The organism is Paenibacillus sp. AK121 (assembly GCF_019042715.1).
Classification (GTDB): domain Bacteria; phylum Bacillota; class Bacilli; order Paenibacillales; family Paenibacillaceae; genus Paenibacillus; species Paenibacillus polymyxa_C.
The window spans coordinates 28,147-43,129 of sequence record NZ_JAHPJM010000018.1 but is presented as its reverse complement, the minus strand read 5'-3'; the positions used below and the strand labels follow the sequence as shown (position 1 = coordinate 43,129).

The 14,983-nt window shown below is 43.3% G+C and carries 11 protein-coding genes, 1 pseudogene and 1 riboswitch; of the genes and pseudogenes, 5 read left to right on the top strand and 7 right to left on the bottom strand.

The annotated features are described in order from the left end of the window. Nucleotides 1–69 precede the first annotated feature (69 nt). Entirely contained in the window at nucleotides 70–1,677 is a 1,608-nt protein-coding gene (locus KSP24_RS23010) for a mannitol dehydrogenase family protein (RefSeq protein ID WP_216976862.1), read from the bottom strand. Next, nucleotides 1,678–2,757, bottom strand: coding sequence for a mannonate dehydratase (gene uxuA / locus KSP24_RS23005; RefSeq protein WP_025678345.1), 1,080 nt, complete (start codon nucleotides 2,755–2,757; stop codon nucleotides 1,678–1,680). It abuts the gene before it with no gap. A gap of 158 nt (nucleotides 2,758–2,915) precedes the next feature. Between uxuA and KSP24_RS23000 the strand changes: the two genes are divergently transcribed. Next, nucleotides 2,916–3,569, top strand: coding sequence for a GntR family transcriptional regulator (locus KSP24_RS23000; RefSeq protein ID WP_013371163.1), 654 nt, complete (start codon nucleotides 2,916–2,918; stop codon nucleotides 3,567–3,569). A gap of 186 nt (nucleotides 3,570–3,755) precedes the next feature. On the opposite strand, the gene KSP24_RS22995 is transcribed toward KSP24_RS23000, so the two are convergent. Together KSP24_RS22995 and KSP24_RS22990 are read right to left on the bottom strand one after the other, a co-directional pair. Then, nucleotides 3,756–4,610, bottom strand: coding sequence for an SDR family oxidoreductase (locus KSP24_RS22995; protein ID WP_129549267.1), 855 nt, complete (start codon nucleotides 4,608–4,610; stop codon nucleotides 3,756–3,758). A 98-nt stretch (nucleotides 4,611–4,708) separates the two neighbouring features. After that, the gene (locus KSP24_RS22990; RefSeq protein ID WP_254207957.1) at nucleotides 4,709–5,386 is read right to left on the bottom strand and encodes a helix-turn-helix transcriptional regulator; all 678 of its coding nucleotides are present in this window, start codon (nucleotides 5,384–5,386) and stop codon (nucleotides 4,709–4,711) included. A gap of 276 nt (nucleotides 5,387–5,662) precedes the next feature. Between KSP24_RS22990 and KSP24_RS22985 the strand changes: the two genes are divergently transcribed. Then, on the top strand, nucleotides 5,663–9,310 hold the full coding sequence (locus tag KSP24_RS22985) for a glycosyl hydrolase 115 family protein (protein ID WP_216976860.1): 3,648 nt from the start codon (nucleotides 5,663–5,665) through the stop codon (nucleotides 9,308–9,310). Between the two features lie 88 nt (nucleotides 9,311–9,398). Here KSP24_RS22985 and KSP24_RS22980 read toward each other — a convergent pair whose 3' ends face one another. After that, a complete protein-coding gene (locus tag KSP24_RS22980) occupies nucleotides 9,399–10,286 on the bottom strand; it encodes a dihydrodipicolinate synthase family protein (protein WP_216976858.1) in 888 nt (295 codons plus the stop codon). Between the two features lie 172 nt (nucleotides 10,287–10,458). Further along, nucleotides 10,459–11,112, bottom strand: a complete 654-nt coding sequence (locus KSP24_RS22975; protein WP_129549270.1) for a YczE/YyaS/YitT family protein — start codon at nucleotides 11,110–11,112, stop codon at nucleotides 10,459–10,461. A 114-nt stretch (nucleotides 11,113–11,226) separates the two neighbouring features. On the opposite strand from KSP24_RS22975, the gene KSP24_RS22970 reads away from it, so the two are divergent. The 3 genes and pseudogenes from KSP24_RS22970 to KSP24_RS22960 form a co-directional block, all read left to right on the top strand. Beyond that, entirely contained in the window at nucleotides 11,227–11,679 is a 453-nt protein-coding gene (locus KSP24_RS22970) for a MarR family winged helix-turn-helix transcriptional regulator (protein WP_216976856.1), read from the top strand. A 30-nt stretch (nucleotides 11,680–11,709) separates the two neighbouring features. After that, on the top strand, nucleotides 11,710–12,231 hold the full coding sequence (gene paiA, locus KSP24_RS22965; protein ID WP_102163756.1) for a spermidine/spermine N(1)-acetyltransferase: 522 nt from the start codon (nucleotides 11,710–11,712) through the stop codon (nucleotides 12,229–12,231). Nucleotides 12,232–12,239: 8 nt separating this feature from the next. Further along, nucleotides 12,240–12,338, top strand: a riboswitch (guanidine-I (ykkC/yxkD leader). A 94-nt stretch (nucleotides 12,339–12,432) separates the two neighbouring features. After that, nucleotides 12,433–12,570 (top strand): annotated as a pseudogene (locus KSP24_RS22960) (QacE family quaternary ammonium compound efflux SMR transporter); the annotation flags it as partial. Between the two features lie 106 nt (nucleotides 12,571–12,676). Here KSP24_RS22960 and KSP24_RS22955 read toward each other — a convergent pair. Further along, on the bottom strand, nucleotides 12,677–14,845 hold the full coding sequence (locus KSP24_RS22955) for an amidase (protein WP_216976854.1): 2,169 nt from the start codon (nucleotides 14,843–14,845) through the stop codon (nucleotides 12,677–12,679). Nucleotides 14,846–14,983: the final 138 nt, after the last annotated feature.

The following is a 14,983-nucleotide window of genomic DNA, read 5'->3' as shown; positions in this document are numbered from 1 at the left end:
GGTCGTTATGAGAATTACAAATCCCCCTGACCAAAGTTTCGTAGCAGGGGGATTGCTTTAATATAAGTTCTAATTCACATACTTCTCTATCGTACTTCGGACTGCTCCGGGACTTGCCAGCATTTCATGAAACATGGCTTCAATCTTGTCGCCCAGACCAATCTCATATAATCGGACGCCGAACAGTTTTTCATCCTCAAGGAGGTAGCGAATTTCGGAGGTCTGATCGCCTAGCTTCGTATTCTGTAAATATCCCTGTAATGTATCCAGTAACGGGTCCGGACTGAGTGTGAAGGGAGCTCCTTGATCATCCAGTCCCAGCAAATAGCGACACCAAATCGCAATGGTCAAGGGAATAGCAGTCAAGTTGGCAGGATCAAGACCTGCTGTGCTAACATAAGACTTTATGGTTTCCCCAAAACGGATGCTCATCTTTTGAGATGTATCTGTTGCAATCCGCTGTGGTGCATCCGGAATATAGGGATTGGCGAAGCGTTCCTGCAATACCTCGTCAATGAATGCTTTCGGTTGGATAATTCCGGGATCAACCACAACAGGCAAGCCTTCCTTGTAGCCGATGGTTTCCACCAGACGACGCAAGGTGTGATCCTTCATTTCATCTGCAATGAGTTGATACCCTAGTAGACACCCGGAGAGGGCCAGCGCTGTATGTAGCGGATTGAGACAGGTAGTCACTTTCATCTTCTCCACTTTGTCCACCGTATCCCGATCCGTGAAGATGATGCCAGCTTCCTCCAGGGCAGGTCTCCCGTTTGTAAACTTGTCTTCAATGACCAAATACTCGCTAACCTCAGCATTGACAAAGGGGGCCGTATACGTATGCCTGGTGGTAACGATCATCTCCATGTCGACCAACCCCAGCTCCCGAAGAGCAGACTGTACCTGTAAGGAAGGGCGGGGGGTGATTTTATCAATCATAGTCAGCGGGAAGGTTATTTTCTCCTCATTCTGCAGATAGTCTACAAACCCTTTCTCAACTAGACCTCTGTGATTCCACTCCTTGGCGATAGTAATCATACTATCCATTAACAGATCGCCGTTATGGGAGCAATTATCCATGCTTACAAAGGTCATTGGAAGCTGCCCCTTCAGATAACGCTGATAGACAAGCGAAGTAGCTATGCTCATCACATGCACCGGCTGTTCAGGACCATTCGCTAAATCCCTCTCTACAACAGCCAGATACTTACCGTCGGGCCCGGTGAGGACGTATCCTTTTTCCGTGACAGTAAAGCTGGCCATCTGCAGAGTCGGATTTTCAAATATTTCAATCAGACGGAGGTAGTCGTCCGGACGATTCTTTTCTGCTACGAGGCTCTCAACGACGCTTGCGATCATACTTTTGTGAAATTTTCCGTCTGCACTCATCAACACCAGTAAGGTTAGATTGTCGTAAGGCTTATAAGTTTTGTCGATCATTTCAAAATCAAAGGCTTCGGCCGCAATTATACCTGTATCCGCTTTCAAACTATTCAGCAGCTGCTGCTGTGCATTGGCTACGAACCCCCGAAAAATATTGCCTGCGCCGAAATGCACCCATTGCGGTCTAACTCGGGTATTATGGGCTACAAGCTCCAAATCATATTTTGGCAGTTCAATACCTGCTGCTTCCCAGGCCGTCCTGTCTAAAAGGCTTTTCCGGTTAAGCTGGAGCATCTATTTCACTCCCTTGTTGTTTTGAGCCAGACTATCCCAGACACCCAGCAAGTACATAACTCCCAGTGCACGGTCATACAAACCGTAGCCTGGCCGACAATTCTTTTCTTCTCCCCATAGATGTCTGCCATGGTCTGGGCGCACATATCCCTGATAGCCGTTCTCGTGATAAGCTCTAACTACTTCCGGTACATTGACGCTTCCGTCCTTTCCACGGTGTGACACTTCAATAAAGTCGCCATTTTCGAACACCTTAACATTACGGATATGCGCAAAATGAATACGATCATGAAATTCCCGAATCATAGCCGGCAAATCATTCTCAAGATTAGTCCCCAGTGAGCCTGTGCAGAAGGTTAGACCATTATATGGACTGTTCACTGCATCCAGGATACGCCGGATGGTCTCACGACTCCGAACAATTCTCGGTAACCCGAAGATGGGCCATGCCGGATCATCAGGATGAATGGCCATCTTGATGTCAACCTCCTCGCAGACGGGGATAATGCGCTCAAGAAAATACTTTAGATTGTCAAACAGCTTGTCTTCAGTGACTTCCGCATAAGCAGCAAATAGTTCATCCAGTCTCGCCAACCGCTCCGGTTCCCAGCCTGGCATCGTGAACTTCCCTGCTCCCTTGAGAATCCGATCCACCATTTGGCGGGGATTATCGGTAATGGCAGCCTTTTCATAAAACAGAGCGTTAGATCCATCAGGTAGTTCTTTATACAACTCTGTTCTGGTCCAGTCAAAGATAGGCATAAAGTTATAGCAAATCACCTTGACTCCCACCTTGGCTAATTTGCGAATGGTGTCAATATAAATGTCAATGTATTGATCGCGGGATGGGAGGCCGATTTTGATATCATCGTGGACATTTACACTTTCTACGACCGCCGTACTAAAGCCCTTGCTTGTGATCTGCTCAGCTACCTTCTCAATTCGTTCCATTTCCCATACTTCACCCGCTACCTTATCATGTAAAGACCAGACAATACCCATAACTCCCGGAATTTGCCGGATATGATCCAGTGTAATATTGTCGTTGCCTTCTCCATACCATCTCCAGGTCATGTTCATAAAGATACCCTCCCTGATTTTATTGGAAATCTTGTATACAAGATCGGTTTGATCATAAAGTACAAAGTTTGCCCTTGTCAATGACAATTTTAGAGGGGTTCAACACATCAAAATGTTTTATAATAAGTCTAGATTTATAAAGTGAAGGCAGGAATGATATGTTTACAAAGGAAGAAATCAAGCAGCTTTTGAAAAATGATATTTTGTCGATGATCTTAAAGCCTGGTACTCTGCTCAGCGAGACGACCTTGTCAGAACGCTTCCAGTTGTCCAGAACTCCGCTGCGCGATGTATTGAAGCAGCTTGCACTAGAATCTTATATTGATATTTATCCCAAAAAGGGGAACGTTGTCTCTTATATCGATCTGGAGTCCGTAGAACAAATGAGCTACCTGAGAAGCGCAGTGGAAAAAGAGATTATGAAGGAGCTTTCTACGCAATTTGCATTAAGCGATATACAGAAGCTGAGCGAAATTCTGGACAGACAGAGGGCTGTCATTGATGAAGATCATGCTACGGATCAATTTCTCATTTTGGACGATCAGTTCCACCAAACTATGTTCCAATTGGTAGGCCGAGAATTTCTTTGGCAGCTAATTCAGCAATCAAATGTTCATTATATCAGATATCGCAAGCTGCATATGCTGCAAGCAGGGAAGCTGATGGAAATCTGGCATGAGCACCAAACCATGCTTGAATATATGTTGAATCAGGAAACGAGCAAAATGGATGATCTGGTTCACCATCATCTCAGAAAGGATATACATTCTCTCGAATTTCTCCGGCAGTTCGCTGACTATATCAAGAAATAATGCTGGTGTGTGTTATTCATTTTTTGCTTATGAGTTTAGTTGTTTGCCGTCAAGTGGTGGTTGGAATTGAAGGATTTTCATAGGAATTCGAGATCTTGTATACAAGATAGGGCGTTGTTGACACACTAAGCCCCTTGCCGCTTCGCAATTGTAAAATAGAAGAGCAAGGGCTGGAAAATGAAGATTCTATACCCCCGAATAGGCCATGAAACCACCATCGATAGGAATGACTGCACCTGTCACAAAACCGGAAGCGGTTTCATCGACCAGCCAAAGTAGCGTTCCGAGGAGGTCTTCAGGTTCACCGAAACGGCGCATTGGGGTGTGGGCAATAATCTTGGCCGAGCGCTCGGTAAGCGAGCCGTCCTCGTTGGTGAGCAATTGTCGGTTCTGCTCTGTCAGGAAAAATCCGGGGGCAATGGCATTCACCCGAATGCCGGATTCGGCTAGATGTACGGCCAGCCACTGGGTGAAGTTGTTAATGGCGGCTTTGGCAGCGCTGTAGGCGGGAACCTTGGTCATCGGGCTGGGAGCGCTCATGGAGGATATGTTAAGGACCACAGCGCCGGGTCGCCCGATCATGCTTTTGGAAAAAATCTGTGTTGGGATTAAAGTCCCGATAAAATTTAAATCAAGTACATTGCGGAAGCCAGGCACACTGAGATCGAAAAAGGTAGTGATTCCAGGCTGGTTCAGATCTTCAGGATGAAACGTCTCCAGACTCGTATTCGCACTGGGGTGGTTGCCGCCTGCTCCATTGATTAGAATATCGCACGGACCGAGCAGGAGGCGGACCCTCTCCTCAGCCTGCTTCACGCTTTCGACATCGGTCACATCGCAGGCAACCGCGATGGATTCTCCGCCGCTTTCACAAATTTCCTTTGCTATCAATTCGCCCTTATCAGCAGTACGGTTCAAAATGGCGACCTTGGCACCCTGGCGGGCAAGCTCCTTGGCCATGGAGCTGCACAACACGCCGGAACCGCCGGTTACCACAACTGTTTTTCCGGACAAAGCCGGATGCAGGGGAAGACTAGTCAATTTACATTCCTCTTTTCGGTGGAAGATAAGCCCGTATTACGCTTATACGCGTCCCACAAGCTGTCATGAATTTTAGTCTAAAACGATAACAGATGATCTTATCTAGCTTTCTTTCTAAATTCGCTAGGTGTCATGAATATCGTTTGTTTAAAGATCTTACAAAAATACATGGACGAGTTGAAGCCACATTCGTTACCAATCTCGAGTATCGTTAACTTTGTATTGATCAGCAAGTTGCAAGCATGTTGAATCTTAATATTATTTAAATATTGAATAACCGTAAGCCCCGTGACTTCTTTAAAACGATGACACAAATAATATTTGGACATGTAAAACGACTTTGCAATATCTTCGATTTTAGTGATTTTGTTATAGTTTTGGTTGATGTACGACAGAATAGGTCCAAAGTTAGCATACTTGGAAGACTGCTGCTCCACGGTTTGGGAATCCTTATTATTATTTAATAGTGATAACAGTTCAGCTAAAAGTATAAAAATACGATCACTCTCACCCGAGACGTTTTCTTTCTCCAGGGATTTCAATAGCCTTTTCACTTTCGCAACCACTTCTTGGTTCAAAGAGATGATGATTTCTGTATCAAAGCAGCCTAATAAAGATTTTATCGCCCGCTCCGTAAAATATAATCGCAAGAAACGCTCCGTGAAATAGACACATGTTCTGGCACAGCCTTGATTTTGGTAGCTTCTATGGAACAAATTTGGTTTGAACAGTGCAACATCATGCAGCTCAATGTCATAGATGGAGTCCTGGATCAAAATCTAATGGTACCCTTTTTCTAGAAAATAAAGTTCATATGCATCGTGATAATGAAAATTGGTCATGTTGTGGTCTGCATCATGGACGACATACTCGATTGAAAATAGGGGATGCATATGACTTACATCAGCAATCATCGCTAACCTCCATCCTATAGCAATATAATATAACAAATCGATAATTCGGCAACATATTAAAAGATTATTGCTTGGTATTCAGGTATAGTTTAGCTACCAGATTTTCTTCCGAATGGACCACATGAGGAGGTTAGACACTTGAAATCACACCAAGGAACCCAGAATAAATTTGAACTGTTGAAAAGAAATCACACGGTGCCTGCTTTTGTTTCCGAAATGGAAAACAGCGCGGTGCATCTTGCCTTTTGCAATCTTATGCAAGATATTGATTGGGTTTGCGGTTGTAAGCTAGTGCGAGCAAAAGAAATGGATCAAAGCAGCATCGTGATCGGCACGATCACAGACAATGAGCCGTTACTCGCTTATCTGCAAGAAAAAGGAGTATCGCTGAAAAAACTAGCGCTGGAGGATGGCTCATATCGGTGGGAAGCGTTTCTTCAGGAAGTCATTGACGGTGTCTTATATATCATAGGAACCGACAGGCGCGGTACCATCTTCGGAATCTATGACTTGTGCGAGGCAATGGGTGTGTCTCCGTGGTATTACTGGGCGGATGTACCGGTGAAAACCTACGATGTACTTTGTTTGCCTTTGGACTACTCCAAAGCAGATTGGCCAGCGGTTCAGTACCGGGGAATTTTCCTGAATGATGAGGAAGAGCTTGATGACTGGGCCAAGATTCATACGCAAGATGGCACCATCGGGCCTGCCGCGTATCAATCTATTTTCGAACTTTTACTTCGACTGAAGGCCAATTTCATCTGGCCTGCCATGCATGTGAATTATTTTAATGAGAATCCCGAAAATGGAGCACTCGCTGAAAAAATGGGGATTGTTGTAGGCACGTCGCATTGCGATATGTTGCTTCGCAGCAACCAGAATGAATGGGAGCCATGGCTCACAGCCAAGGGTTATGACGACGCCTCATACGATTATTCCATCGAAGGCCGAAATCGCGAGATTCTACAGGAATATTGGCGGGAAAGTGTCGAGAAGAATAAAAATTACGAAGTGTGTTATACGGTTGGCATGCGTGGAATCCATGATTCGGGATTTTATACGCAGGCCATTGATGAGGACAATTCCATGACTAAGGAAGAACGGGCAGAAGCCAAGTGTTCTCTGCTAGGAAAGGTCATACAGGATCAAAAGCAAATTCTAAAGGGCGTGATCGGCGAATCAAAAGAAAATGCTTCATTACAGACATTTATCCCGTACAAAGAAGTACTAGAGCTATATGACCGAGGTCTTGATATACCTGAAGGTGTGACTCTTATTTGGGCAAACGATAACTTTGGGCATATGCGCCGATACCCGAATGAGAAGGAACGTCAACGCAGTGGAGGCAACGGTTTGTATTATCACAACTCTTACTGGGCAGCTCCAGGAACGGGGATGAGCTATCTCTTTATCAATTCAATTCCATTGGCCCATACAGAAAATGAATTGAAAAAATCGTATGAATCGGGAATTCGAAAATTGTGGATTCTGAATGTTGGCGGGTTGAAGCCCCTTGAACAGGATATGGAATTCTTTTTGCGATCTGGCTGGGAAGCCGGCAAAGAGGAAGAAATGACCAAGAATGCATCCCAATTCGTTGAATCTTGGATAAACGCCAATTTTTCCGGCAACCACGGACCTGAAGTTGCGGAATTATATGAGACATTTGCACAGATCACTAACGTACGAAAGATCGAACATATGCAATCCAATGTGTTTTCACAAACTGTATTAGGTGATGAAGCAGGGCGTAGATTAATGCGGCTGGAGGATATTTTTCGTCGAGGCAATGCCATAATGTACAGCCTTCCGGTCCAGGAGCGGGCTGCATTTTTCCAGATGTTTCTCATGAAAATTCACGCGTCATATTATACCAACCATGAGTTTTATTTTGCCGACAGAAGTACGCTTTCTTACGAGCGCGGAAACATGCAGGCTGCTGACCAATATGTGGAGCTTTCGATAAAAATGGCGGACTACAAACGAAGAATGCTTCATTTCTATAATGCAAAAATGAGTGAAGGCAAGTGGAATGGAGTCCTCACACCGGAAAGCTTTCCACCACCGCCTACCGCCTTGTATCCTGCGCGAAAGCCCGCATTGAAAATTGCTCAGGGTGGCATGAGAATCGACCTTTGGAATGAAGAAACCACACTGCGCTTTTCCATCCATGGTCAAAAACAAAAATGGTTTGAGATTGGAAACCAGGGGAACGGGACTATTCCATTCACGATTGAGGTAATGGAAGGCGAAGATTGGATCATTCTTTCCGAAAGTGAAGGATTGATCCAAACGGAGAAAAGAATTCTTGTCTCGGTCATCGATTCGCATCAGCATGCTGGAAAGACTGGACAACTGACCGTCCGAAACCATAAAGATATGACTTCTGTTCCAATAAAGGTGCAAGTTGAGGAAGGTGTAAATGTTCCTGAAACGTTTTACGGACATATAGAGGCAGACGGATATGTGTCTATCCCAGCAGCCTCCTACGACCATAATGTTCCCGGTGCAGATTCGACCGATAAGTCTGGTTGGGTGGTCATACCGGGGATGGGAAGATATGAGGGAGCCGCGATGATGGCCTGGAACGGTGAACTACGACCCCTTGGAGGAGAGCTTAAGAATCATCCATATTTAGGATACGATATTTTTTTGAAAGAGGCTGGGCAGTTTACCTTAGAGATTCACCGTTTTCTTACTTTAAATTCGACAGGCAACATTCGTTTCGGTATCGGAGTTGATGATACAGCACCTATTCTGGTAGAATCAGAGACTCGTGACGAGTGGCTGGGCACCTGGCAGGAATCCGTTTTTAATAACGGTGAGAAGATAAGAGTGGAGCTGCCCTACCTAGCTTCCGGTATACATGTCTTAAGAATTTATATGGTAGATCCTTATGTCACGATTAACAAGTTAGTGATATATACGAATGAGCAAAAAACGTGCAATTTAGGACCGATTGCCAGTCAGCATTATCATAGGTTGGTTACCGATCACGGTCTGGAAAGTCCTACTGTGAATTGGAATGAAATCGAACAATTATGTAATCAATTTTACGAAACTGGAGAGCATGAAGTACCTCTCCCCGTCGTTCTTTATGCCACAAGAGATTTTTACGCTACCATCGATGAGATCTTCTTGAAATGTTTTGATGTTCCGCAGACCATGTTGGGGGACAAACGCTATGTGGACATCTGTGATGCTGACGGTACAAAGGATATTATAAAAGAATTTGGTGCGGGTATGTTTATCGAATCAAACGGGATCGTTGCGATCGAAGCCGAATATGCATTGGAAAACTCTAAAAATGCGTATCTCACGTCCAGTAAAGACGATAATGCTATTGATTGGAGCCACGTACAGGCCGAAACCAATGGAAGAGCAGGTTTCGCCATGCATGTCTCTGAGCCTGGAAGGCAGTGGGAGAACCCGGAGATTGCTCCAGGGATGCATTACAAAATAAACATCACGAATTCAGGTGATTACCATATTTGGATTTTGGTTCGACATCATAACGGCCAATCCGATTCATGCTACTTATCGTTGGACGGCGTAGTAAGACCTTTATCCGAACAACTGGGCCAGGGCACACTGCATACGTATAACACAGCTCAAGTGTACTATTGGTGTTTACTGTCTGATTTGCAATTGACCCGTGGTGATCATCTGTTTTCGATCTTAGCTCGAAAGTCGCAACTCAGAGTCGACCGGATATATATGACAAAAGGGAACGAATTACCGCCTGTGGATGCACTCTGGACGGATTCGATAAGAAAACAGCCCTAAGTTAAAGTAGCGCCTCCATGCTGAAAGAGCGGAATTTAGATACATGTTGAGATTCCGCTCTTTTTTCGATAATAGTAAAAGAAACAATTCATTCCTGAAGATTGTTTAATATGAGTTTCAAGTATTCTCTAGCTGATGGATTCAATGGTTGTAAGGGTAAAGGAAGACTGGGACTTGAGATCAAACCACTTATTTCTGCTGCTGCTGAAACAACACGAAGGCTACCATATTGATGAAATAACGTCCAAATAGGTTCAAGTAGTGCCGAGAGTCGTTCTGCTTCGTCAGCAAAACCGTCCTGCGCCAATCGGGTCATATTTAGACACGCTTGTGGGAACAATCCGCCAAGAACTGAGAACCATGCTTCACAACCTGCATTCAAGCCGGTGACTGCAAATGAATCTCCACTTACTCCTATAGTTACATGGGGAGGAATCGACCCTCGTAGTTTTTTGATGCGTGTCTTGGCTGCTTCGGGATCAGTAGGTACTCCGGGAATCTTAATCGAACCAATATTAGGTAACTCAGCAATTCGGCCGTGCAATTCATCACTGAAATGAAAATGGGAGGTACCCGGATTATCATAGACACAAAGTGGAATGGAGAGTGAACTGGTTACCTGTTCATAAAGTGAAAATACTTCTTCATTCGTTAGTGCTTGATAGGAGATGGGGGCTAGCAGCACTGCACTTGCTCCTGCTCTTTGTGCATCTTCCGCTAATCGAAGTACTTCTAAGGTACGAATCGCACTTATACTTGTCATCACGGGAATCCCCTCGGCTGAGTGGACAGCAAGTTGAAGAACACGTAAACGTTCTTCTCGATTAAGATATGCATAATTTCCAGTTGATCCTAATGTACCAATTGAGTCTACACCAGCTGCAACTAATCGTTGAATCAGCGTCACAAATGCTTTTTCGTCAATGCCTGTCTCATTAACCGGTGTGAGTGGAAAAGCAGATAATCCGTGGAACATAAAGTTACACTCCTTTATGAATTGACCTTCAAAATATAAACACATTATAAAAATGAATAAGACACAATTAAAGTACCAATTAAGAGACAAATAACTGTACCAATTCTTCTAGAGAAACTTAAAATTGAAAATAAAGATTCTGTTTCGAAATTAATGTAATGATATTACGCCTTCAGATCAGGTTAGTTGAATGCTTTTTGTCTTTATCATGATTTGGTGATGTACCAGAGTGTGTTAAGGTGCGATCTAATACTTTTCCAGTGAGGGGCATGAAATAATTGAGTATTAGCCCCCCTAGACCAACAGTTAACAAAGTTCCGATGCCAATGGGTCCATTTAAAATGAACGCTATGACCAAGAATATGAGGTAAATGAATGTTCTTGAAAAAAATAGATTTGTTCTAGTTAATTCCTGTACGATTATTGTTAATCGGTCAACTGGAATGGGCGCAAAGTTTGTCTGTAAATATGTTGCAGTTCCTAATCCAACAACAATTAAACCAATTCCAAAACAAACAACTTTGCTGTACCATAGTTCAGGCGTTAACACATCCTGCAATAAAAAAAGCCACATATCAATACCAATCCCCGTTATAAATGCTGTTAACAACCCCAAAACTTCTGGTCTTTGTCTATTTAAAAGTGAATTACAACAGATCAAAATCAAAGCCATTATGATTTCCCAACTTCCTACAGTAAGCCCCACATTTGTGGATAGTCCTACCAAAAGTGCATCAAAAGGTGATGTCCCAAGGTCTGATTGTATAGTGAAAGAAATACCAAGGGATAATATAAAAATACCTATTACAAAAAAAACATATTTCACTTTACTCGACCTCTTTAATATAATTTTATATTGCAAATGCAACAAAATTAGGGTAGATTAAATATATACTATGTTTATTGCATTTGCAACAAAATAGGGGCAAAGGAGTTCATTATGAAGGAAGTACTTCGTGAAATTGGGATGATAGCCAGAGCATTAGATTCGATAAGTAATATTGAATTTAAAGAATATGACCTTACAAAAGGACAGTATTTATACCTTGTACGAATATGTGAAAACCCAGGAATCATTCAAGAAAAGTTAGCTGAGATGATAAAAGTAGATCGAACAACCGCATCTCGTGCTATCCAAAAACTTGTAATGAATGGGTTTATTGAAAAGAAAGAGGATCAGCATAACAAAAAAATTAATAAACTCTTTCCAACAGAAAAGGGGAACAATGTCTATCCTTTCATAAAAAGAGAACATGATTATTCGGATAATGTTGCCTTAGCGGGATTTTCGGAAAGTGAAGTAAACACCATTTTTAATCTACTTCAAAGAGTAAGAAAAAATATAAGCGATGAATGGGAATTTGTGAAAAAAGGGAACAAAAGAAATTACTAATTGATTTATATGAAGGAGCATAAATTTATAATGAATGCGAAAATTATCAAATGCAGCCGTGCAGATTTACAAACACTCCAAGAAATAAGCATTGAAACATTCAACGATACTTTTAAAGAACAAAATTCACCTGAAAATATGCAAGCCTATCTGGAAAGAGCATTTAACTCGAAACAGTTAGAGAAGGAATTGTCCAATGTCTCTTCAGAATTCTTTTTCGTTTATTTTAATGAAGAACTTGCTGGATTTTTAAAAGTAAATATAAATGATGCCCAATCCGAAAAAATGGGTGATGAGTCACTCGAAGTTGAGAGGATTTATATCAAAAACAAATTTCAAAAACATGGGCTTGGTAAATATCTGTTAAATAAAGCTATGGAAATTGCACTGGGACATAATAAAAAGAAGGTCTGGCTCGGGGTATGGGAAAAAAATGAAAATGCCATTGCTTTTTATAAGAAAATGGGGTTTGTTCAAACGGGTGCACACTCTTTTTATATGGGGGATGAAGAACAAATTGATTTCATAATGACCAAATCAATGATACTATAATTGAATTTAAAAATGTTTTCTAGGGTTCCGCGATGTCATATCGGCTGGTCCGAGAGAAAACTCACAGTCGTTGTACTGTGTCACGGAGGGATAAAAGCCTGGGAGAAAAACTGCTGTATGCAGTATGATCTCAGGCTTTTTTTAATTGCTGCTTTGATCCATATTACATTTGCAGCGTTATCAAAAAGGAGGAAGTACAAAATGAACAAGACATGGTTATCTGTTGTAATTGCGGCATTATTTGAAGTTGTATGGGTTATCGGGCTGAAACATGCCAGTGGATGGTTAGAGTGGGGAGGGACTTTGGTTGCTATTTTTGTAATTTTCATACTCATGATTTGGACTAAAGCTTGTAGGCTAAACAATGATGGGATTTGAAGACAAACTCCCTATACTGGGAAAGCAGCTAGGGAGTTTGTTAATTTATGTTCTATGATGTCCTTCGTTATTGGGGTAATGTGACAGATTTGATTTGAGCAGAGGTATTTCCGTAAATATCCTTCGCCAGCACAAGAATATGCAGTGTATCGGCTTGGGAGGCACCACTCTGTTTGTATATCGTAGTTGGAAGTGTTGCTGACCAATTAGCTTTATCTTCTGTAATAGCGACACGCATGCCATTGACATAAACTTTGAGCTGAGCGATTTCACTTTGATCTGTGACTGAACCTTTCAAAGCGAGAATATCACCCTTGAGCGAAGCATTCAACTTAAGTGCAGGAGCTTCTGTTTCCTTGCGTTTAGAGGGTGGGAGAGCAGTTTGTGGGTTATAGGAAAAGGTTTCATCCTCAAGCGCTGGCGTGCGTGTTGCAATAGGACGGTTTTTGGTTGCTTGCTCATAGGAATAAGCGTATCGAAGCAGGTCGTTATCGCTATATGCGGCACCTGCCATCGTCAGGTTGACGGGCATACCGGTATCTTTCATAGCACCCATACTCACAGACACACTCGGGATTCCGTACTCGCGTAGAAGGAAATTCGTATTGGAGAAATAGTTGCCATTCTCCCAAGCCTCCTCATAGGATGTTTCATTCACATCGGAGTCCGCTTTGCCGATATTCGAATTGGCCGGGAAAACTATAAAATCAAGGTTGTTTTGCTTCATCCAATTTTCAAAATCAATCTTTCGTACATTTTCAAGCCCCCGTAGCCCTTCTTGAAACTGAGGAATTTGTTCGTAAGGGGTGACGCCTTTCTTTATGGTGTCAATGAATACGTCATAGTGACCAAGGTCTCTGCCACGTTTGGCATCAACTGAACCGGGCGGATTTGGAAAGACGGTTGCAGGGTCGATATTAGCCCATGACGGGAAATTCGGATCGCCCACACTTTTAAGGAATTCCTCGGCTACATAAGGATTAAGCAGTCCGAATTCCTTTTCAGCCCACTTTGCCGGCATCAAACCGCGTTCTTCAGGTGTTTTCGCTGTTGGTCGGTCCTTCTCGCTGTTCACTTGCAAGGGGAAGTCAACTTCCACAACTTCAGCTCCAAGAGCAGTTAAATCCTTTACAGCTTTTTCCCATAATGCCTGTATTGAAGGTCTGAATTTAATCGGAGTTGTGGTTTCAGAGTCCTTACCGATATAGATTTTCGGAACACCGATGCGTTTGCCTTTCAAAGCCTGCGTATCTCGCAACTCCAGATAGGAATTGGGACGGACACTGTTGACAGAAGGGAGCCGAACGGCTTTCTGTTCTCGCCAAAAATCGCCCTTGGTGATCTTATCCTCAACAACAATCACGTCAAGCAGGCGGAGCATGTCCTCGATAGTTCTCGTATGTGGAACAACGACATCCCGTATAGGGAAGAGCGGCCAATTCCCCCGAATGGAGATTAGGCCCCGCGATGGGGTGTAGGCAATTAAACCATTGTTCGAAGCTGGTGATCTTCCAGAGGATACCGTTTCTTCCCCCATACCGAAGGCAGCGAGGTTGGCGGCTGTTGACACGCCAGATCCGTTAGAGGAGCCAGAGTACCAGGCTGCAGCCAAATAATCTGGATTGTACGGACTTTCGGCACGACCATAAACGCCTCTTTGCATTCCACCGGCTGCCATTGGCGGCATATTGGTTTTACCAATGAGCACCCCACCGGACTTTCGTATCTTCTCTACTGTAAAGGCATCATCTTTTGCCATCAGGTTTTTGAAAGCCGGAGATCCAGAAGCAACAGTGAGTCCCTTAACCTTGTAACTGTCTTTAACCGTGTAGGGGATGCCTTGCAGAGGCCCGGTATTAATCCCCTGAGCCCTTTGCTGATCAGCCTGAGCGGCTTCTTTTAGTACGTCAGGATTCAGAACAGGGATGGAATTCAGCCGAATGCCACTAGAATCATAGGCATATACCCGGTTAAGGTACATGGCTGTGAGCTCGACACTCGATAGTGCTCCTGACTTCATCGCGTCCTGCATCTGAGCAATCGTAGCCTCTTGCAATTGAAATGTAACCAGGGAGGAGGTAGGTTCACTAGTTTTACTTGAGGATGAGAGTGAGGGTGAAGGAGCGGCGGATGCAAACGAGCATCCCGTGAGAGTTACAATCATACCAGCTGCGATCCATTTGTAATAGCTACCGATTACATTCCTTGTATTCGCTTTTAACGTTCGTGCGCGCATAGCATTTTCACTCCTTAAAATAAGATAGGTAGGATCAAGAATTTGAATAGAGGGGAATGAGGAAAGGACTATTTTTTGTACAAATCTTTCTATTTATACTACTTATTTTCATTGTAAATGTCAATTTTTGTAATGTTG